This is a genomic window from Actinoallomurus purpureus (genome assembly GCF_024055795.1).
GTDB classification, from domain to species: domain Bacteria; phylum Actinomycetota; class Actinomycetes; order Streptosporangiales; family Streptosporangiaceae; genus Actinoallomurus; species Actinoallomurus purpureus.
The window spans coordinates 87,710-110,783 of record NZ_JAMXMY010000004.1; the positions used below are offsets into that span (position 1 = coordinate 87,710).

At 69.4% G+C, this 23,074-nt stretch carries 7 protein-coding genes; 3 read left to right on the forward strand and 4 right to left on the reverse strand.

Annotated features, from left to right (window positions below; all coding sequences use genetic code 11):
- The first annotated feature begins 66 nt into the window (after positions 1–66).
- The gene (locus NE236_RS10140) at positions 67–8,481 is read left to right on the forward strand and encodes a hypothetical protein (RefSeq protein WP_252841626.1); all 8,415 of its coding nucleotides are present in this window, start codon (positions 67–69) and stop codon (positions 8,479–8,481) included.
- On the opposite strand, the gene NE236_RS10145 is transcribed toward NE236_RS10140, so the two are convergent.
- From NE236_RS10145 to NE236_RS10155, 3 genes are all read right to left on the reverse strand, one after another.
- Positions 8,462–14,899, reverse strand: a complete 6,438-nt coding sequence (locus NE236_RS10145; protein ID WP_252841627.1) for a hypothetical protein — start codon at positions 14,897–14,899, stop codon at positions 8,462–8,464. The genes NE236_RS10140 and NE236_RS10145 overlap by 20 nt on opposite strands.
- Before the next feature lie 435 nt (positions 14,900–15,334).
- Positions 15,335–17,395 carry an AfsR/SARP family transcriptional regulator gene (locus NE236_RS10150; protein ID WP_252841628.1) on the reverse strand — a complete coding sequence of 687 codons (2,061 nt, stop codon included), beginning with the start codon at positions 17,393–17,395 and terminating at the stop codon, positions 15,335–15,337.
- A 131-nt stretch (positions 17,396–17,526) separates the two neighbouring features.
- Positions 17,527–18,099 (reverse strand): RNA polymerase sigma factor, encoded by a 573-nt coding sequence (locus tag NE236_RS10155; protein ID WP_252841629.1) that lies wholly within the window; start codon positions 18,097–18,099, stop codon positions 17,527–17,529.
- Between the two features lie 81 nt (positions 18,100–18,180).
- On the opposite strand from NE236_RS10155, the gene NE236_RS10160 reads away from it, so the two are divergent.
- Complete coding sequence (locus NE236_RS10160; RefSeq protein ID WP_252841630.1) at positions 18,181–19,155, forward strand: LysR family transcriptional regulator; 975 nt, start codon at positions 18,181–18,183, stop codon at positions 19,153–19,155.
- A gap of 300 nt (positions 19,156–19,455) precedes the next feature.
- Here the strand turns inward: NE236_RS10160 and NE236_RS10165 are convergent, their stop codons facing one another.
- Positions 19,456–19,707, reverse strand: coding sequence for a hypothetical protein (locus tag NE236_RS10165; RefSeq protein ID WP_252841631.1), 252 nt, complete (start codon positions 19,705–19,707; stop codon positions 19,456–19,458).
- A gap of 424 nt (positions 19,708–20,131) precedes the next feature.
- Between NE236_RS10165 and NE236_RS10170 the strand changes: the two genes are divergently transcribed.
- Positions 20,132–22,675, forward strand: coding sequence for a hypothetical protein (locus NE236_RS10170; protein ID WP_252841632.1), 2,544 nt, complete (start codon positions 20,132–20,134; stop codon positions 22,673–22,675).
- Positions 22,676–23,074 lie beyond the last annotated feature (399 nt).

Below are 23,074 nucleotides of genomic sequence, written 5' to 3' on the forward strand. Positions count from 1 at the left end.
CGCTGGGCCGACGCGGAAGGCGAAAGCGAGCGGGACGGTGAGAAATCTACCGCCGAGGAATCGGCGATGCGGTCCCCCGCGCTGGACACGGAGTCCGGTCCGGAGCGGACGGCGCCGCTCGTCGAGCTGCTGGCCGGCACGGATGTGGGTGTGGTCGGCGGCCGGCCGGTGGCGTTGTGGCTGCCGGGTGCGCCCGCCGATGGGTTGCGTTTCGATGAGGCGACGCTGGGGGCGCTGGGTGACCTGGTGCCGCCGCAGACCGTGTTCGTGATCGCCGCGGAGCGCGACGGTCGGGTGGTGGTCGGTGACCACCCGGTGTCGGCGGCGACATTGCACCGCACGATCGCCGCCAGGGCTCCGGGCATGCAGCCGTTCTTGCTGGTCCCGGGCGCGGCGGGGGTGGCCGAACCGCTGGCGCGAGAGTTCGACGGGCCGGTTCTGGCGGCCCCGGACGGCATGCGGCTCGACCTGGACAACGGCTTGACGTTGGACACCGGCTTGACGTTCTTCCGCCCCAGCCAGGACGGGCCGGTGCCGGAACCGTTCCGGCTGCACGAACCCGGCATACCGGACGGCCTGCCGATCGCGGCCTCGCTGACCGCGGGCGCACGGGAAGTGCCGACGATCGACGCGCCGGTGACGGAGAGCCGGCCTCTGGACGGGATGGCCCGTTCCATCGGCGTGCCCCGTGCCGGCCTGCCGTACATGAGTGCGCTGCTGGCCGCGATCGGCTTCGAGATGGCCGTCCGAGATCAGACCTTCACCGAGAAACAGCAGGACGATCTGGTGCAGCGGCTGCTCGCCAACTACCCGTACCTGCTGGGCCGGAGTACGGACGACAACGCGAGCGGGCTGGTGGTCCCGATGGGGTCCATCGAGATCCTGATCACCTTCGATCCCCAGCGGCCACAACGCGTCGTGCGCAACCCGGCCGGTTCGTACACCGCGCCGTCGAAGCAGGCCGCTCCGGACGGTTCCTCCATGGCCGTGGGCACGATCAACGCCGCGTACGGCACCGGCGCGCACGGGGAGACGTACGGCGGGCAGACCGGCGCGACCCGCGGCAAGATCGGGTTCTCGTTCGGGATCGGCGGCCTGGCACCGCGTGTGCTCAACCTGATCAGAGTCGGCGGCTCGATCGCCGGGACCGCCAATCAGTCCAACCGGAGCACGACGGCCGTCAAGGACGCCGAGCGGGGCAAGGTCGAGGACGGCCGGATCGAGGCGGATCTGATCGCGTATCCGGAGGTGAACGTCTCCTACAAGATCCGCGAGCAGAGGAAGAACGAGCCGGTGCCCCGCTGGCAGGGCCTGCCGCGCCACGACATCCCGGAGTCGGGCAAAGAGGCGCTGCTGGTGTGGGTGCCCAAGCCGTACACCGAGCAGTCTCCGGCACCCACGACCACGGTCACCGCGACCGGCCCCGAGGTCGACAGACGCAGGGGGACGCTGCCGAGCAACTACTACGCATCGGGCCTCACCGACATCCCGCGACTGTTCGACGAGACCCTCACGGTCCTGCGCCGGCAGGGTCTGCGGCTGCCCGCCGGGAGCGTCACCCGCGAGGAACTGCTGCAGAAGCTGTGGAACCTGAACACCCACCTCGACAGTGCGGTCAACGGGCGGCAGATCGGCTACCAGATCACGCTGCACGACGACCAGGGCAAGAAGATCGCCATGGTGCAGGTGCACAGCCGGCTGCTGAACCCAGCCGCGGCGCAGCAGGTCGGTGCGGTGAGCGACAAGGTGCACCTGGAGGACGTCCGCACCGCGATCGACGGCAGCAGCGGCGGCCACACGCTGACCAACTCCACCACGGCCGCCCTGAGCGTGGAGTTCGACCTGCTGCCGAACCCGGGCATCGAGGGTCTGGGCCTGAACCTCAGCGCCGCGGCGTCGTACAGCACGACCCGCACCGACACGCTGTCCGCGGGGCGTACCGGCCTGTGGGTCCTGGTGCCGCGGTACACCGGCCGCACCGCGGCGTACAACGTCGAATTCGAGCACCACGCCACCGTGAGCGTCCTCGGCGGGCGGCGGGCCGAGCCGACGACGCCGGTCCGTGGGCGCGGGCTGGTGCGGATGCCGGTGAAGGCGGCGTTCGCGCACGGCTTCACGGTGGACCGGGCCACCCTGGAGAACCCCCCGGACGGGAACACCATGCCGTACCGGGACGACGCGGTCCTGGACTCCGGACGCCGTCCGCAGGACCCGCAGAGCAAAGACGTGCCGCTGCACGTCCAGGAGGGCAAGGGCGTCGGGATGGGCCTCGTCCGGGTGTCGGACGAGGCCGTCAGCAGGCTCCGCGGGATCGTCGAGAACGAGGTGAGCAGGTTCGGCTTCCTGCCACCGGACCAGGACGACCCGTTCGCCCGGCACCATTGGTACAGCCACGGCAACCGGCTTCGCCGGCGGCTGGACAACCGTGACCTGCTGAGGAAGATGATCTCCACGCAGGGTCTGGACTCCCACTACGACCAGATCCACCAGGACGGGATGACCTTCACGCTCCGGCTCAGCAGCGGCATCGCCGGCACGGATCTCGACGTCGACTCGGTCAAGGTGACCGTCAAGGCCAGGCAGAGCGCCACGAGCCCCCCGAGGTACCACCGGACCACGAACGAGTACCACACGGTGAACCTGGCGATGGGCATGGACACCACGGGGCAGAGCGTCAGCCGGTCCCGCAAGCTCGCGGCCGGCGTCTCGCTCCGGGGGCTGTACACGTTCCTCAGGGGCGCCGCGATGGGCGTGGAGATCCAGCGGACCGTGGGCGCCGCCGACAGCGTCGGCTTCCTGAACAACCGTCCCGAGCTCCTGGAGTACCCCGGCGAGGTCGATGAGTTCACGCTGACCAGCGACTACGAGGTCGGCTTCGAGTACAAGTACTCCGGGCGGACGGGAGAGATCGTCCAGCGCCCCGAGCGGACGGGAGAGGTCGGCCGGCCCCCCGAGCAGACGAGGAACAGGTTGCGCAAGGACCGGCGCCCGCGGCAGGTCCGCCTGCCGGGTCAGACGGCGGTGGTGCACCTGATGCCGCTGGGCACCGCCGAGCAGCGCGGGCCGGTGCGGGAGGGGCGCGCGCCCGACGACCTCCTCGACCAGGGGGTCGGCTACTTCGTCGACACGACCGGCCTGCGGGAGCTGGCCGGCCGGGCGCTCACCGACCTGACCGGACCGGCCGGCACCGCCGACGCCGACATCGACACGTTCGCCGGCACCATCGGGGTACGGGCTCATCTGCGGGAGATCCTCAAGGGCGAGTACACCACCGACCGGCTGTTCGACACCGGGCTGTTCGTCGACACCCTCGGAGCCTTGGACATCTCGGGCGAGATGCACGACGTACGGTTCAGCGGTTCTTCGGGGGACAAGTTCGTCAAGGGCGACATCAAGCTCGCCCTGCTGGAGAACCGGCTCACCGACAACAACTCCTTCGGCATCGCCTGGGACCAGCTGGACTTCGCCTTCGGCGGCGGCGCCGGCACCGCCGGGCTGACCGGCGAGGCCGACCTCAACCGGCGCTGGCAGTGGAACACCTCGACCTCCAGCGGGCGCACCGGCGCCAAAGAACTGATCCAGCTCGACTTCAACCAGGTCTACGCCTTCACCGCCCGGCTGGACCTCGCCGTCTCGGCCCGGCAGGAAAAACACTCCAAGCCCGCGCCGATCTGGACGAAGCGCCTGGTGCGGGAACGGCTCGACCCGCGCACGGTGATGTTCCTGTTGTCGGAGCCGGAGGCGCTGAAACGCTACGCCGATGACAGCGTGCCGATCTCCGACGCACAGCTCACCGACGCCCTGACACGCTGGCAGGACGGAAAGCTCACGCTCAGCGGTGACACCGTGGCCAGGGTCCTGACGCGCTGGAGAACCGACCTGCGCACCCGGACCACGCAGCCGGCCGGCGCGCTCGACACGGAACGCGCCGGGCGTCTCCGCCACGCCAACGGCTTCGCAGACGCCCTTTCGAGGATGCATCGTACGGGCTCGACGCCGGTACGTGACGCCGACGTCCGGCGGGATTTCAATGCCACCTTCACTCGTTCCACGAGGCTGGAGGAACCGCGGGATTCGTCCGGCGCCGTCGACATGTCCGGGAGCCAGGACCTGCTGGACTACGCGAAGGGCGCCGTGAACCTGCCGGACGGGCGGCTGATCGAGGCCATGAACGCCTGGCGGAACGGTGACCTCACCCTGAACGGCGACGTGGTGGCCGAGATCCTGGCGCGCTGGATGACCACGGTGCCCCACCTGTCGGACGGGACCGACGACCAGGACGAGCTCGTCCAGCTCCTGTACGACCTGCACTCCGCGGGCGCGCTCCCGATCCGGCAGGCGGCGACGCGGGAGCGGTTCGAGACGGTCCTTCCGCAAGAGCGGCGGCCACTGCCGCGCCCGAAGACGCCGCTCGAGCACATGGAACTGCCCGAGTACCTGACGCGTGAGGACCCGGGCGGGCGGATGCTCGGCCACAGCGGCATGCAGACCTACCGGCACGACGACGGCCGCACCACGTACCAGATCGTCAAGGAGCAGATCGAGGCGGTGGCACCCGGCATGCTGGCCGCCGGGGCCGAGATCTGGGACCGGAGGGGACGGGTCGTCGGCCGCATGCAGGGCGGCGTCGACGCGCTCCAGGCGATGCTGGCCCAGGGCCGGGACGTGGGCATGTTCGAGGAGTTCCTGTCCACGAACGGTCACTCCTTCTACCTGGCCCACCCGTCCGGCTGGCTGCTCACCGACATCGTGGAGATCAACATCTCCAGCGTCCTGACCTCGGCGCCGAAGGTCGGCGAGTTCGTGCCGAACACCGGCATCGAGGTCTACTCCCACGGCTACCGCAGCGCCTCGACTTCCAAGTCCAAGGACGGTTCCCAGTCCCTCACGACCAAGCTCAGCGCGGGCGGCACGGACACCTACACCGGGTCCGGTGCGGGCGCCGCGAAGATCTCCGAAGGGCATCACCGCGGAACGACGCGCGCCGAGACGGGCGTCACCGAGCAGACCGTCTACGACTGGTCCGGTCATTACCTGGCCGACTTCGGCGAGGCGATGACGGTCAAGGTGCGGCGACTCAGGATGTCCGGCCGACCGCTGAACAACCTGCTGCAGAGGAAGTTCAACCGGATGACGTGGCACAACCGGACGTCGGAGGTCACGGTGCCGGGCCGGCTGGAGATCCAGGTGCCGCGCGCGATCGCGGAGGCCGGCGTGATCCGCGGCCCGTCCGCCCGGCGTGACCTGGCGGCCCTGCCGAAGCTGCCGGGCAACGGGTTCATCGCCGGAACCATGATCGACGACGCCCTGCCGATCGCCCAGAAGATGCTCGCACAGGTGTTCAAGCCCGGCGCGGTCGCGCGGATGTTCGGGGCCGGGGGCCCGAAGGAGGAGTCCAGCCGGTCGCTTCCGATCCTGCTGTCGCGGCTGCACCTGACCAACCACCTCGCGGAGGCGACCGGCGGCAGCACCTACCAGGTGGCCGAGGGCCTCCACATGCCCGGGGACGCCGACACCCGCGCGGACCTCTTCCTCGAGGGCGGGCTGTACGACCTGCAGGTGATCGCGCCGATGAAGGAGGGCACCGGAACCGGGCGCTACAGCAAGCACCAGAGCGGCACGACGACCTTCGCCGGCACCGACCACGTACGTCTGGAGGGCGACTACCAGGTCGACGGTTCCGTGGGACCCCAGCTGAAGCCGTCCCAGGACCAACCCCCGTACACCTGGAACCCCGACCAGCCCGGCAGCCGCGTCACCTCACTGAACCAGAACAGCGCCGGCACCGAGAACTACCGCCGTGAGCAGCACGCCAAGGAGCAGGGTCCGGTCTACATGGTCCGGCTCCAGTTCCGTGGGCGGCTCCACGCGGACAAGTTCCAGCACCACATGTTCCGCAAGCCGACGCTCAAGGGCCGGTTCCACAGCGACCCGATCAGCGGCGACGTGTACGCCGAGCTGTTCGAGGCCGAGGTCAACGAGCTGCGCGCCAAGATCGAGCAGGAGCGGGCCGACGCACGGCCACGCACCGAGCCCTGGCCGGACATGCGCCGGGCTCCCGCCTTCGACCTCGCCCCCCTGCTCACCGGCGCGGCCGAAAACCACCTGGAGGCCGCATGGGCCTACCAGCACGTGGCCCGCCAGATCCGTACCCAGACCGGCGGTGACCGGCCGGTCGTCCTCACCGCCGACGACCGGACCCTCGCGATGCAGAGGTACCGCGCGGCGCTGTCGTGGGCGGTGGAGACCATGCGGGCCGACTTCGGGGCCGCCCGCGGAGCCGTCGGCGACGACGTCGCCGAACCGGCGAACCGGCGGACCTATGAGACGCGGCTGGGCCAACTCCAGGAGTGGGAGCAGGGGAACCGGGCCGTCCACCCGGCGCAGCGCATCGGCCCGAACGGGCAGCCCGCGAGGACACCCGACCTGGCGACGGCGATGAACCAGGACGTCGACGCGATGATCAGAGACGTCCAGGCCGCACGCGACACCGTGAACGAGGCGATCGCGAACGCGTCGGCGCGCGACGGGCGTCCCCGCCCGTCGCTCCAGGTCCTGCCGGAGCTGCCGCCCGGGATATCGGTGCTCGGGCAGGACCCGGTGTACGTCGCTCGCGACGTGGCGCACGCCCTCGACACCCACGTGCGCGTCGACGTCCGGCAGGCCGGCGGCGCGATGCGGTCGACCTGGATCGCCCCCGACGGCGGCGTGCACTCCTTCGACCCGGCCCGCGACCGGGTCGACGAGGATGGCAACCTCCACGTCTCCGACGAACGGGGCGAGCGCCCGTTCACCGCCGACCTCGCGTACCGGCACGGGCTGCTGTCGGACTGGCACCGCACCGACGTCGCCGCCTTCGCGCTCGACGACGCCGAGCTGGGCCGGCTGTACAAAGACTCGATGGCGCGCCAGCAGACGTTCGAGCAGGCCGTCGCGGAGGAGATCGCCGCCCGCCGCGAACGGTTGGAGACGGTGCACCCGGGGATGTCGGAGCGGTTGCGGCACGCATACGAGGCCCACGAGTTCTGGCGGAGCGAGCTGGACTGGCGCAGCGAACGGCGCATTGAGGTCCGCGGGACCCAGGACGCGGCCACTGCGGGTGAAATCCTGGACCGCCTGCTGGAGTTCGCCCGGCCGGGCGAACTCCAGCGGCCATCGTCGCATTTCGTACGGCGGATGGGCGAGCGGCTCGACGACCTGACTTCGCTGGAACGGCTGGCCCGGTCGCCACGCGTCCGCCGTGCGTACCGGACCCGGTCGCCGGACACGACCGCCGCGACGATCGAAGACGAGCTCATCCAGGCCCGCTCGGGCGCCGTGTCGCTGGTGCTCTCGTCCGGGCGCCCGCTCGTGGCGGCGAACCAAGGCGATACGGTCCGGTGGTTCGACACGTTGGGCCGGCCGGTGGGCCGGCCGGCCGGTGTGACGGCGTCACTGGACCTCAATCTGGACGGCGAGGTACGAAACCCGGTCGACGGGCTATCGAATCTCCGCCTCGGACAGGCGATCTTCCAGCGACTCCGGTCGTCCGCCGCCGCGTTGGCCAAGCGGGGAGGGACGTCCTCCTCGCGCGTGCCGCAGGCGCTGCTCAGCCAGGACCCGCCGCGGGTTCCCATGGGGCTGACCCTCACCGACGCGCACCTGTCGATGCAGGACGACGGGCGCACGGTCCCCCACGCGGGGCCCGGCCGTCCGCTGGCGGACTACGCTCCGGTCTTCTGGCTCATGCACGGCGCTCCGAACAATGGCGTCACGGTGGAAGACATCGTCGGCACCGACTGGACCAACGCGCTGGACTTCCTGACGGCCGACCGTGGCATGAGCCTGTCTCAGCGTGTCGAAGAGGAACTCAGTCGACCCGACCGCTTCGTCAGGACGAGAAGCGAACTGCCGGACGACCTGCGGAGCGGCACGTGGGTGGCGTTCGACGGCGACACCGCGACGGGAGCGGCGGTCGCGCTCGGCAGAGGGCGGTATCGCACGTACGTACCCGGGGCGGAGATCCGGAGCCTGAGCGCCGAGGAACTGCGGCAGGAGGCCGGCGCGTGGCCGACCTTCCTGATCGTCGCTCCCGATCAGCATTTTTCGCTCCGGCTCCCCTCGTCACAGCCTGTTTCTCTCCTCAGGTCGTCGAGCGGGGACGCCGGACCGGACGGAACGAGCGGGGCGAGCGACGCGTCGTCCATTCCCCATCTGCACGCCACCGCCGTCGCCTCCCTGCGCAGATCGGGATCAGCGGGGGTCAGGCCGCCGAGCCCTGCGGCCGGTGAGCGTTCCCGTCCGGATCACCCTCGCGTCTTCCTGGAGGAGCCGCAAGCCGAGCCTGGACACGATCGGGCCGCCTCGACGCGCGTCCCGGAGACGGACGAGCGGGAGCCACAGCGAAAGAACGCCGAGACCGATGACATCGGCCTGCAATACAGTAAATCGAGCTACAGCAAGGGGCCGTTCTGCGTCGAGGTCACTGTGATCTGGCGTTGATCATGACCTGGGTCACGGCGACCTCGACGCAGAACGTCCCCTCGCCCTCCGAGGAGCCCCCGGCGCTGTAGCTGCTGGGCGTCCACTTAAGGCCAGCGGCATCGACGCCGTCCGAGGTCTCGTCGCCGGCGGCGGCCACGAGGTGGCGGTCGATCGAGCCGTCGGCGTCGCGGATGAGAAGTTCGACCGGGACGCCGGCGTCCGCGGCCAGCCGCCCTGCGGTCACGGTGGCGGCCGCCGGGTGCTCGGCCGGAGCCCACAGTCGCAGCGTTCCGGCGGCGCGCACGGCCTCCGCGCCACCGGCGTTCTCGACGATCCGGGCGGCCGCCCCGGAGGGCAGGGTCCCATCCTGCGCCCATTCGGCGTCGAGCGGGGCCCGCTCGAGGGGAAGGTCCGGGTCCTTGGCGAGAAGCCGCGCCACGACGGTGGCGGGCAGCATGCCGGCCAGGCCGTCCACGGTCGCGACCCTGAGCCGATGGCCGTACGGGCCCGTGACGTGGTACTCGGCGTCGAACACGTAGTAGTCGAAGTCGCCGTCGCGCTGGCGGTTGGACTCGACGAAGTCACCGGCCGAGCTCTTCGTGACGCGGACCGTCGTGCCGTCTCGGTCGGCACCGACTCCCGGGTCCAGCAGTGGCCGCTCCGCGTCCTTCTTCAGCGGATGGCCGGCAGGGTGGCCGAGGTCGAACTCGATACCGCCGCTCGAACGCCGGTGCGTCTCGTTCACGCGGTCCGGTTCGGCGGCGTGCTCGGGGAAGTTGAGGGCGGAGTATCGGCCCCGGCCGAGCCACCGCGCCCGCGACGGCACGAGCTGGACGGTGAGGTGGTCACCGTTGACCAGCGGGATGCTGTACGTTCCGGCGAGCAGCGCGGCGATGTTGGCGCGCAGGTTGCGTTCATCCAGGGCCAGGTCGAGGGTGAGGCCGTCCTGGGTGCCCGGCGCGAACTCCTCCACGATCGGCTCGACGCCCTGCTCCACCGCCTCATGGTCGACGCGGCGCCACGGGACCGCCGCGAGCGGCGCCCATATCGGCAGCCTCTCGGCTCCCGGCACCGACAGCGCTTGCACGTGCTCGGCCAGTGCCGTCGCCAACGCCGAGGGAGCAGGTGCCGTCGTTCGGGCGACGCCCTGTGCCGGCGCGAGCGTCACCGGTGGTGCCACGGGGCCGGCGGCCGACGCACGGGAGGCCGTCGTCGTCAGGTGCGTGGGGACGAGGACCGTAGCCCGGCCGGGCACCTGCTCCGTTACGGCCGAGGGCCGGTCGGCCGGGAAGAAGCGCTGCCACAACCGCCGGCTCTCCCCTCGTGACAGCACCTCGAGGAGCTCGGGCGCGAGGGAGAGAAGCCGTCCGGCCTTGCGGGTGAGCTCGTCCGGCGAGTAGCGGTAGAAGATCTCGATGTTGTAGGTGACCGTGTGGGTGAACTCCTGCGAGGTGTCCTGCGCGGTGGCGCGACGGATGTCGCGCGCGGTCGAGTTCGTGCCCACCTTCGAACGGCCACCGGACTCGTAGGCGCCGCTCACCCCACCCGCCGGCCGCAGGCCGTACGGCGCGCCCGCCCACCGGCCGTGGACAAAGCCGGACACCCGGCCGGTGCGTCCGCGGCTGCGGGCCTTGCCCTTCTGGATGAACGCCTGTCCGCCGGTCGTCACCTTGACGTCCGGCCGGGGCCGCTCGTACTCGACCGACTGCTCCGTGGCCGTGACCCGGATGCCGGTGTGCATGGTGCCGCTGGTGCGCGGGGACATCTTCATGTGGTCCCAGGCGCCGTGGTCGGGCCAGAGCTTCGCCGGCATCGTGAAGATCCGGCGGATCCCGCCGCGGCGCGCGATGCCGTACTGGGCGCGGACCGCCTCCTCGGAGAACGCCGTCTCCACCGCGCGCAGCAGCTCCGGATCGACGCGCTCGCCGAGCATCCGCCGAATGGTGTCGCCGACCCCGCCGGCGTCCACGTCCTCCACGTACGCGACCGCCAGCGCGAGGTTCTTCTCGAGGTAGCCGCGCTCGCCCTGCACGACGGGCCGGTCGTCGCGGGCGGGAACGGTCAGGCCGTCGCCGGCGGGAACGGTCACACCGTCGCGGGCGGGAACGGGCAGGCCGTGGTCGGCCGCGCGCACGTACGGCGCGAGGATCTCCATCCCACGGTCGATCCTGACGTGCCGGGTGACCGTGTAGGAGAAAGGTGTGGGCGTGGCTCGCTTCTTTTTCAACACGTTCTGGTCCTTGGGCCGCTCGGGAATCCGAGACCGGCGACGCCAGCGGCGGTACTCCAGCGTGTACACCGGGTCGGCGCCGAACATCTCGCCGTCGCCGGAGTACGTGCCGAGGTTCAGGTCCAGGCCGCCGCCCAGGTCGCCGTCGTGCCGGCCCCACGACGCGCCCCCGCTGCCGATGACCCCGCCCGAGATCTGACTGCTCGACTTCTGGCTGGCCGTGCGTGCGCCCTCCTGGGGCGGGGTCCCGCCGATCCGCCCGACGCCGCTCAGGCCGGCGGCAGCGTCGAGCGTGTCGGTGACCTCGTTCTCCTCGCCGAAGCGAAGGTCGGCCTCGGTGTACTGCTCCAGCGTGCCGCCCTTGACCGTCTTGTCGTGACGAGCGTTGAAGGTCCGCATGCGGATCCTGACCTCCTGCTGCCACCCGTCCGCGGTCGGCGGCAGCGGAACCACCAGGCCCCTCTCGCGCATCGTCGTCCGGGCGTTGGCCTCCAGGAAGGTCTGCGTGCCGGCCCGCAGGATCCGCTCGGCGACTCCGTACCGGCCGCCGGACGGCACGATCTTCCCCAGGACCTCCTGGAACGCGTCCGATTTCGTCCCGGCCCAGGACAGGTGGTTGTGCTGGGCCACCATCGCGGCCAGTTGCGTCGATATCTCGCTGACGCCGATGAGGCCGACCTGGATGCCGGACAGCCCCTTCTCGCTGAGGTCGAACTCCTTACCCTGCCCGCCGGCGAGCTCCTGGACGCCCTCATCTGTCAGCGGGCCGTTCTCCACCGTGACCCGGCCGACCTCCAGCAGCTCGTCGGCGGACACGGGCTCGTCCGGCAGGTGGGCGTCGGACACGGTCACGGCGGTCCAGTACGCGTCGCCGGACAACTCCCGGACCTGGGCGGCGACGACGCCCTCGGACGCCCGGCGGGTGGTGACCGCCAGCTTGTAGGCGGTCTCGTACTCGAACCGCGTGACGTTCCCGGCGGTCCGGTCGCGGCGGTACTCCTTGATGCCCGTGCTGTCGATGACCTTGTGCGCCCAGGAACGCTTGTAGCCGAGCTTCAACGCGTTGATGTCCATGCTGAAAACGTGGGCCAGCTTGGCCCGGAACCGGATGTCGAAACCGGCGCCGAGCCCCACGCCGCGCTTCTCCTCGACGTCCATCGTCGTGACGCCCTTGCGCTGGGCGTCCAGGGTGACGCCGGTCTCGGCCACCGGCTCACGGCGCAGGTGGCGCAGCTCCGCGTCCAGCATGACCGTGAACACGTAGTCGCCGACCTGCACCTCGTGCGCGACGCCACCGTCGAGCAGGCCTGCGTAGGCACCCCGTAGGCCGGGCACACCGAATTTCATCGCCAGCACCCGTGCCAGGTGCTGGCGTTCGCTCGCCGTGAGCGCGTTCTCGACGCCAGCGGCGCGCATCTGGTGCGCCAGGGCGTTCCGCACTTCCCGGTACACCTCTTCGAGGCCGGGCGTCTCACGGACGATGCCGCGGCCGAGCCCCTTCCGGGCGGCGAGCGCCCTCGGTTCGCGCGGATGCGGGACGTGATGCCAGGGCCGCAGCGGGCCGTGCCCGCTGCCGACGCCGTCGATGACGAACCGGCTCTCCGGCGGCACGACCGGCGTTCCGGCGTCGTGCCGCTCCTCGGCCGATTCGTCGTCGGGGTCCTCGGCCGCGAGCGGCCGGCCGTCGGCGCCAATGACATGGATCCCCGGTGCGGTGCGCATCAGAATGACGGCCCGGGCCAGCGGGTCGGAGGCGGCGGCCTTGTCCAGCCGCCGGCGGAGCGCGTCACTGAGCTGAACCTGCGGTACACCGCCGCCCGTGACGAAGTCGGCGACGCCGCTCAGGCCGGCCACGCGCAGCGCCCGGTCCAGCTCGCCGACCGGATCGGACGTCTCCGTCACCGGTTCCCGCGTTGGCTCCGTCACCGTTTCCCGCGTGGGCTCCGTCGCCGCGTCCGGGCGCTGCTGCTCCGCGTCCTTCGGCGGGGCGGTCGCCGCGGGGTTGGGGACGTACCCGCGCGGTTCCCGTACGCCCGTCGGCTGTTCCTCCATGAACAGGGCGCCCACCACCCGGGCCTCGTCGTCCACCACGTACCGCCAGGACGCGTTGGCCGGGCCCTCGGCGCGCGAGACGAGACTCGACGCCTCGTCCCCCATGAAGACCCACGTGACGCCCGGGTTTCCGAGCAGCGCCCGCCGGCCCTCCGACCGCAGCCCGGTCGGCGCCCGGCCGTCGTGCAGGGCCGGCGGCAGGGCGATCTCGATCGGCCCCCGGCCGGCGAGCCGCAGCAGGTCGTCCACACCGCGTACGCCGCCACTGGGGAACGGCGCCGGCGTCGTGTCGCTCCGGATGAACCTGTCCCGGAGCCGCTGCGTGAAACCCGCCTTCTGTCGCGGTGGAAGCACGGGTGCCGGCTCGCGTCCGTCGGGCACCTCGAACTCCCCGGGTGCCATCACGAGCCCGGAGCCGGTGTGCTTCCCGCCCAGGGCCCGGCGTTCGAACTCTTTGGCGTGCTCGCGGCCGACGGCCAGTTCGCCGAGGACCGGTCTGGTCACCTTGGCCTGGCCCTTGTCCGACCGGAGGATGACCGTCATCTCGAACTCGGTCCGGTAGCGGACCAGCCGGTCCTTGCGCATGATGGCGTTCTTGGTCTGCCCGCCTCCGGCCACCGTCCGTCCGTGGCCGTGCTCCGAAGAGATCTTCAGGGGGTCGAAGCCGGGCGTGGCCAGGTGGTCGCCGATCTCGACGCCCAGCGCGAGCCCCGGCGCGATGTTCGCCGAGCTCTCATGCTCGCCGCCGTCGCGGAACATGGCCGTGTCCGCGATGTCGTTGCGGATGAGCACTTCCTGCTCGGTCGTGGTGACGTAACGCACCGTGCGCGGGATCGCGCTGATCTCCAGGTGACCGCTGAACGAGCGCAACCAGGACAGCTTCTTGGTGATGAGGCCCGAGACCCAGCTGTTGGTGAGCCACCACTGGCTGCGGTCCTTCAGCGTCTTCTCGTTCAGGTACTCCTCGGCGATCTCCTGACGGATCTCGTCGACCGCCTTTTCCGGTAGGCCGAGCTCGTTCTCGAGCGTCTCCGTCAGCGCGTCCAGCAGGTCCCCGGGGACCGCGGCGTTGACCGCGTGGTCGAGGCCCTGCAACACCGACGGCTCGACCACCCGCAGGGTCGGATGCCCGCCGTCGCCGGGCCGTTCCTCGGCGGCCGAGGAGTACACCGTCGGGAACGCCAGCCGCGCCTTGCCGGGCAGCACCACGGCGCGGCCGGCCTCGCGGTTCACCGCCGCCGCGACCCGGACCTTCGCGGTGAACAGGTGAGTCGCGTTCGCGATGACCCGGTTTCCGGACTGTACCTCCATCGCGACGCTGTGCCCGGAGGAGTGGCCCTGCTCCGCGCCGACCTTCACCGACGGCGATACGTGTGACAGGCCCCCCTGCGCGGCCGCCGCGACGAACAGCACCGGCTCGATCCGGGCGCCTCCGGCGGTCCGGCGGTGGGACGACTCGCCCTCCGCGTAGGAGGTGTCACCGTACTTGCTGAAGTAGGTCTGGTAGCCGGGCTCGGCCGGCTCGCCGGGCTCGTAGCCGAGCTGCTCGGCGGAGAAGGTCAGCTTCACCCGCACGCCGTCCGCGACGATCAGCTTGCCGTGGCGCAGCAGCCGCTCCCACGCCCGGGGGTCGTCCTCTCCCAGCAACGCGATGATCCGTGCGCGTACCTTCGCGGCGGTCGCCTGTTTCATCCCGGTGGTCACCCCGGTGATCCACTGGTCGACCGTGGTGTCGAGGGGCTTGCCCTCCGGTACGGACTCGCTGACCACCTCTGCCATCGACGACACCCCGCCGTCGCCGAACCCGCCCTGGCGCACGTACCAGGGCGGCAACGGCGCAGGTGGATCCGGCGGATCGGCCGGGCGGGGAGGCTCGGGCGCCTCGACCTGCGGCCAGCCGCTGTCGATCGCGGCGGCGAGCCAGTCGAACTCCTCGAAGAAGTCGTCCTTGGCGGATGTCTTCCCTGCGTCCACCCGGTCCCGCACGGGCGAGGACGTCGGCAGCGCGGAAATTCCGACGCCGCCGCGCCGCCCGTCTTCGGCCGGCCGCTCACGCGTCCCGGATACGGCGCGCACATGCATCGCTCGCGCCTGCACGCAGAAAGCTGCACCGCTCCGGCTGGACGTGCGCCACGGTCGGTTCCGTTCGGTCATTCGTCTCCTCGCGAAGACACAACGCCGGATCCGCCAAACTCACCGGTGTCAGAGAGCCTGCGGTCCGATGAGCCCCTGAACCTGCGGCAGCAGTCTATGTACGAACGCGAACTTCTTTCCACAACACCAGGTGAAAGTCGGCTGAACAGCCCGCTGCCCTTCTACCGCAGACCACCCGCCCCAACATTTCCACCCGATAGATTTCTGCGATCAGACCGCCGACAAGACGGGCCACACACGGGATCAGCCAAAACAGAAGACTGGCGACGGATACTTGAATAACCGTGCCAATTCCACCCGGCAGCGAGAATACTGCTCTCAGACCCTCACGGACAGCAACGAAATGCGCAGCCCCCTCACAAGTGACCACACCGCAGGTGTCCGCGCAACGGGGGAACCTCAAGACCGGCCTCCCGTACCGCGTGACCGAGTACGTCATGTTCGGCGGCGAACCATGCCATCGCCTCGTTGTAACGCCCGGGCCGCTCCGGACGGACGCCGGCCACCGCGGGCGGCGGCTGGATCGGGGTCCGGTGCGATTTCAGGGCGACCTGTGCGTTGAAGCTGCTGATAGTGCTGCAGCAGACGGCTGGTGGCCTCGTCCCGCTCCTGCTCGGTGTCGGTCGTGGCGCAGAGTTCTCTCGCGTAGGCCTTCACAAGGACGTGGGAGGAGAACCGGCCGGCGCTGTGCTCGTGGAACAGCGCCACCTCCGACAGCTCCCGCAGAAGCTCACGCGTCTTCCGCGGGTCCAGCCCGGCCAGGCTGGCGTACGCGGCCACGGAGACGTCGGGGCCGAGGGCCAGCGACGAGAGCCGGAAGAGCCGCGCGGCACCGATGCTCAACCGCTGGTAGGACCAGGCGAAGGCGGTACGTGGATCGCTGACGCCGTGTCCGCCGGGAAAGGCGCCCAGCAGGCCCTCGTCATCCCTCAGCTCGGCGGCCACCGCGGCCGGCGAGAGATGCGGACGGGCGCTTATCCGGGCCGCCACGATCGCCAGGGCCAGCGGCAGCCGGCCGCATGCGGTGATGACCTCGTCGATGAGCTCGTCGCGCAGGTCCGGCGGAAGCGGCGGCAGGCGCCTCTCGAGCAGTGCGTGCGCCTCCGGCATGTCGGGGACGTCGACGTGCAGCAGATGGGCGCCGTCGAACGCGGCCAGCCCGACCAGCGGTGCCCGGCTGGTCACCAGGACGACGCATTCAGCGGAGTTGGGCAGCAACGGCCGGACCTGCGAGACGTCGCGAGCGCTGTCCAGCAGTATCAGGAGGCTCTTGCGCGCGGTCAGGCTCCGGTACATGCCCACCAGCGAGTCGAACGTGTCCGGAATCCGCTGCGCGGGCACGCCCAGGGCGTGCAGCAGAGATCTCAGGGCGTCACCGACCGGCAGCGCCTCGGTCTCGTTTCCCCGCAGGTAGAGATGGAGGTGGCCGTCCTCCATCCGCTCGGCGATCCGGCTGGCGAAATGAAGGGCGAGCGTCGACTTGCCGACCCCGCCCATACCGTCCATCGCCACGATCAACGGGCTCGTGCGCTCTCCCAGGCGCCGGTTCTCGAACAGTCCGGTCAGGGTCGACAGTTCGGTCTTCCGGCCGAAGAAGTTCGGCAGCTCCGGCGGGAGCTGGGCGGGTCTGACGAGCGGAGTCAGGAACGCCGAGTCGACCGGCTCGATCCGCTCGGGATTCACTCCGCGACCGGTTCTCGGCAGCTCGGCTTCGGGACGGTTCTCCGCTGCCGCGGCGCTCTGGTTCAGCACCTGGCGGTACGCCTCCCTCAGGCTCGACCCCGGATCGATGCCGAGTTCATCGGTGAGGCGGTCGCGTACGGCCTGGAAGACGGACAACGCCTCGGCCTGCTGGCCCGCCGCGGCCAGCGTCCGCATCAAGAGGGCATGGATCGGTTCGTTCAGCGGCCCCAGGCCGGCCGCTCGCCGCAGTACGGGCAGCACACGGGCCGGCTGGTTCCGGCGCATGGCCAGCTCGGCGGCCTCCATGGCCGCCTCGAAGAGCTCGTCCTCGAGGGCCGGCAGAGCCACCGACGCCGCCGTGCTCTCGGCCAGGCCGTCGCCCGGCGGCCCCTGCCACAGGCGAAGACCCTGGATGTAGTGGTCGAGCGCGTCGTCCGGCCGGTGCTCGCGCAGGCTTCTCCTCGCCATGTCGACCTGGCTCCGGAAGGCGGCCAGGTCCAGGTGGTCCGCACCGGCGACAAGGCGGTAACCGTTGCCGTGCCGGATCAGCCATGAGCCCTGCGCGCGAGCCGTCAGTTCCGGCTCCAGCAGGCGGCGAAGCGCGCCTACGTACTTGTGGATCACATTGACCGCGCTGGCCGGAGGGTCGTCGGCCCACAGCAGATCGATCAACTCGGCCATGCTGACCGGGCCGCCGCCGCGGGCGAGCATGAGGGCCAGCACGCAACGCTGCTGCGAGGGGCCGGCATCCAGCTCGACGTCGCCCCGCCAGATCCGCAACGGACCGAGGATCTGAATTCGCACTTCTTCCACTGATCGTCCGCCTTTTGCCGCCTTTTCAGCCCATCGATTTCACGACCCGGGTACGCCTTCCGTCGTCGCGTGCGCTGACGGCGGCGGCCGGGTGTCAGGACGTCACTCTCGCCGTCCCGAGTCGCCTCCGGTCAGATCTCCTCCGCCGGATCGAACTGGAACAGGCGGTAGTACGAGACGGTCGTGAAACCCATGCGCTCGTAGACCGGCCTTCCCATCGAACTCGCCTGGAGCGTGGCGACCGCGTGGCCGGCCTCGCGGGAGATCCGTAGCGCCTCCAGCGTGAGGGCCGTCGCGACACCACGACGCCGGTACCGACCGTCGGTGGCGATGCAGTAGAGGGCCGGGTCGTCGGCGCAGGCCATCACGGCCGAGTCCTCCGGGAAGCCGACGGGAACCGGCAGGCGGGCCCGGAGGCGCATGCGGCAGTTGTTGCGCACGATGGCCTTGAGCCACGGCCCCACCGCCGCGGGATCCCTCAGGTCTCCCAGCCGGGACATCGCCGTGATGGCAGCGTCCTGGCAGACGTCTTCGGCATCGGGAACACTTCCCAGGATGCTGCACGCCACCGCGTACATCCCGGCGTAATGAGTCTTCAGCAGTAGCCCGAGGCTTTGCAGGTCACCCTGCTGTGCCGCATGGACGAGATCGATCTGCGCACGTGCTGCGGCGGTCGGCCGAGTTCTGACAGAGATCTCGTTCACGACTCCGAGGTCCGACGGACGGCGCACATCCCCTCTGACCTCGGCGCTTGGATCGATATGATGCTCGGCGGGGGGTGACCCATGGATATCCGGCAGATCGAGTTCTTTGTCGCGGTCGCCGAGGAGCTCAACTTCACGCGGGCCGCCGAGCTGACGTATGTCACCCAGTCGGGGCTGTCCTCTTCGATCCGCGGTCTGGAGCGTGAGCTGAACACCCAGCTGTTCGACCGCACGCCCCGCGCCGTCGCGCTCACCCCGGCCGGTCACGCCTTCCTCCCGCACGCCCGCCGCATGCTGCATGACGCACGCGCCGCACTGCGGGAGCTCGCGGAGGACTCGCCGGAAGGGGCCCTTTCCGTCGGCTCCGAGCAGTGCCTCGGTGACCTGGTCGACCTGCCCGAGCTGATCGCGTCGTTCCACATGCAGTTCCCCGGCGTCACGCTCCGGTTCGAGCAGCTCGGTACGCAGGCCGTCTTCGACCAGTTGCTCCGGGGCGAGCTGAACGCGGCGTTCCTGGCCCAGCCCGGCGCGTTCGTCACACCGATGGCGGGCCAGAAGCTGGACTCATTCGAGGTGGCCCGCGAGGATTTCGAGTTGGTGCTGGCGTCCGGGCACCCGCTGGCTTCCCGTGACGAAGTGACCTGGCCGGACCTTGAGAAGCACCCGTTCGTCGACTTCGACGTGACGTGGACGGCGCGGCGGATCGTCGACGCAGCGTTCGCCACGCGCCGCCTCGTACGGCGCGTGGCGTTCACCGTCAACGACATGAGCATGCTCATGGAGCTGGTGCACAAGGGGCTGGGCATCGCGCTGGTCCCCGCACCGCTCGCCGGCAAGCCAGAGGCCGAGGGCCTGGTACGACGGCCGTTCCCCGAACCGGACCTGGAGTGGGTCGTGCACTTCGTCACCACGGAAGACAGCGGCCCGCCCGTGCGGCTGCTCTCCGAAATGGTGTTCACTTCGGAGGTCCTGGCCGCGACGCGGCAGGACATCGGAGCGGAGATCCGAAAGGGCCCCTCGGAGTCTGCTGGAGTGACGCGGACCGGCTCGGCGTAGGGGGGCGCCGAGCCGGCCACGTCCCTCGGGGGAGGGGGGAGGAACAGCTGGTCTGCAGCCGCGGCGTTCCCGTGTCGAGGCAGGGGGTCACGCCGGTGAGGGTCGGCGTGGGCCACGAAGACGGACGCGTGGCCCGGGTCGCCTCGCCGGTCCGCCCGGCAACGTACCGAGGACGAGCAAGGAACCACGCCCCGGAACTCCCGGGCTGCCGGTACCGCAAATGATCACTCCTTCCGCCTTTCCAGAGGTCACGCTAGGTGGAGCCGTCCGGGAGCGTCCAACAAGATCTCGCCATGACTGTCATTCGAGTTCGGTGTGGTCACTGTTCTGGCGATCGTCCTCACGTTCGAGACGGGCCGCCCATGTGCCACGGGCCTCGAGCGCGGCGCTCGCATAGGCCGTAAGCGGTCGAGCATCGGCTCCGATCGTCTCGGCGCGAGTATCCGATGCAGGTAGCAGCGAATTCAGCGGGAAGTTCATCGTGCAGTCATTGGCACTGAGAGCAAAATTACCCCTTGAGGTCGGCGTGTTCAATTCGATCTTGCCCCACATGCGCGGCCGAGCGTTTGGACGGTTACCTGACGACCCGGAACGCCGGTTCGAACTCCATCCCACAGGAGGACTAAGCCGGTGCCCGACAGGCACACCGCCGATTCGACCCGCTGGCAGGTACGGCCCCAGAGGGCAACGCGAAGGCCAGGGACCGAAGGACTGGCGCCTAAATTCAAATATCTGACGCGCATATTCTTTATTGAAGCCATGGCGCCACGCCAGACTTGAGCACGCTGTTGCAAAGAAGGTCGAGCGGACAACGCTTCTTACTTGTCTATGCAGCGGCCATCCTGCAGCCATCGGATGGCTACTCGATCTATGGGGAAGTGTTGTCCGGTACCATGCCCGGGCCACGCCGGACTGACCGCAGCCCGTGGAACCGGCTGCTGCGTCGTAGAGCACGACGGCGCCCGGTGAGTTCTCCATGACCGCTCAAGGCACGGGCGTCGCGTCCACCGCGGAGACACTCGCAGGGCTTGGGACAGGGCCGGGCGCAAACCTTCGATTGTGGCGTAAGTCGGCTCACACTGCTGGGGCCTGCGTCGAAGCGGCGCCCGGCGTCATCGACCACGAAGGCCAGTTCCACCATCTAAAACCAGGCGCCCGATCACGACCGCCGGCGCCGGCCAATGAACCCGGCGGAAGCTCAGCCGTCGGCCCTGGCGTGCTGCGCACGCACCGTGGGCCCCAAGGAGCCGGTCGAGGCCATATCGCGACGACCCCCGACCGCACTTCGCCGGGCAAGCCGCATGACTTCCTCCTGCACGAGACCAACACACAGTTGCGCCAACTTGGACGAACCGGCCAGGACATCGACGGGAAGGACGTTCAAAACGCGCTGGGAGAGCTGGAACGGGCGGGCAGAAGGCCGCCCGGCAACCCGCGGGGGCGGGCGCAATGGGTCGCGCACCACATCGCCGGCAAACCGCTCCCGGTCCTGCCGGGCGGTGCGATCGGTTTCGAGGCGGAACTCCTACCGCGCGTCACACTCCGCCCAGGGATAACCGGCGACGATTTCCAGATCATCGCAAAAGACGGCACGTTCGAGGTAGTCCTCGACAACAACGGTGCCTATAAGGCCAAGGACGGTACGTTCTACAAATCGGAAGATAACCTGCTCGGCGCTGGAAAGGAGGTGGCGGAGTGGACCCATTGGCCGATCCTGGAGATCGTCACCGCGCCGATAGCGGTACTACCCGGAGAAGAGCGTGCGCGGCGAAGTGCAGGTGCGGTCTTCGCCGCCGTCGAAAGCGCCCTGTCTCGAATGAGACACTCCCCCCAAGGCACTCCGATTGAGGAGATATTCCCCAAAGACCGGTTCACCTATACCCACGACGCCGAAGACGCTCTCCTGATACCGGACCCCACAATAGACGGTATCAGACCAGAACTCTACATGCATTATACCGTTGGAATGCCACTCGAAAGCGGGGTGTCCTTTCTTGAGCACGTTCGGGACAACGAATGGCACCCGATAAGGAAGAGGCGACTTTCGGACGGCATCCGGTTTTCCGGGGAAATGATATCCCTGTATCACGGCACGCGCTATGCGCCGCCCACCGCCGACCTGCTGGACGAACGAGACGTCTCCATGCTCAGGTTCTTTCTGGCAACCGTGTACACGCAGGTCGCGGCAGCCTTCCCGGGTGGCTCACAGGACCCGGAGATGATCAAGAACCGTACCTCCGTCGCCCTGCGTACCAATCTCGCGGCATGGCGGGCAGCACTGCCACAGCCGGTCCAAGACTTCCTACGCGACCGCGCGGCGGAGATCCGCGCGGAGTTGCTTCGCACAGCGGGCGTCGAAAGACCGGGGCTGACCAGTGACGCCCTGAAGGTACGACTGGACGACGAGAGCAACGCCACGATCGGTGACTACCTCGACAACGCCCTGCTTCCCGATCCTGGGCATATCGTCGACCAGTACCAGGCCCTCGGCGTGCGTACCCGCTTCGCCAACCTCGACACCGCGCAGCGTGGGCTTCGGACCCCCTTGGTGCTGCTCGAACTACGGTCCAGCCACCGGCGGGCCCGCACACTCAATGACGTGAAGGCCACCTTCACGGACTTGAAACAGCTGGCAACCCAAAGTTATGAGTCCGCGCGCACGATGCGGGATGCCGAACACAACGATCCACGACGGACCGAGCACCGGCGGCGGTTGGCAAGAGAGCTGAGCACCAGCACGAATCCGGCAGTGCGTGACACCCTCCGCGCACTGGAGGTGGTCGATGATAACGCGGCTCCGATATTGACCGCCTCAGAAGTCCAGGCGATCCTCGCGGAACTCGGCGCGTACCTCCACGATCCGGCCGCAAACGCCGAATCGCTCGCCAAAGCCCTGAGGAAGGTGGCTGACGGTATCGGGCCAGTCCACCCAGTCCCGGACACTTACGGGCCCGTCGAGGAGACGCAGCGGATTCTGTGGGGCGTGAGCGGCTGGCTCAGGCATCGGAATGACCCTGACCTGCTGAAATTCGTCAACGGCATTCTACGCACGGACCGAACCCTGGGCTGGACCGGCGACAACGTCGACGCAAACGCTGTGCATGAAGCCGGTCGGAAAGTGCTGGTGCAGAACACGCCCTTGCCAAAGAACCGCGCCGAGTGGGCGAACGCCATCGCCCAACAGATCGCCCGCGGTAACGCTCCCCCGCGGATGCGGGGCGGGAGGCCGACTTTCCGCAAGGACTGGCAGACACCGACACACGAGGTGAATCCCGCCGGTTCTTCACGGAGCCCGTATCCCTTGACCGACTCACACGTCGTGACCGCGGATCTCGCGACATCCGGTATCGTCCCCCCGCAGCACGGCGCCGGCACCCCGACAGAACACACGGCTGGCTCCGGACCGGGCGTCCATGACAGCTTCGTGACCGACGACAATGGCCTCAGGTGGAAGTTCAGCTCCCTCAGTGACGGCCAACTCTGCGTCGAGGTCGCCGAAGTGTGCCGGAAATTCACGTAGCAGGTCCGGGCAGTCCCGCAGAGCGTCATCGGCCTCGCGCCCGTCCGGAGCGATCCCTGCCTCGTACGCCGACCATCGCAGCGTCGGCAGGTGATTCCCGTTCGGTCCCGCGTCGCTCGCGACATCCGCAAGTGGTGCTGCGCCGGTAAGGGGTTGCATGAGTTGCATGAGTTGCATCACATTAAGCACATGACGGCTCGCCTCCGCGCCCGGCGGGAACTCATTCACACATGACATTCTCGTTCTATTTTGTGGCACCCATTCACTATGCCGCAGCCGACTCGAACCGTAGACTGGCTGCTCCGCGACGACGGTGAATGGAGTCGTTCGCGCCGCCCAGTGATCAAGCACGTCCTTTGCCTGACGTTCGGCAAGGCGTTCCAGCTCCGCATAGAGCTG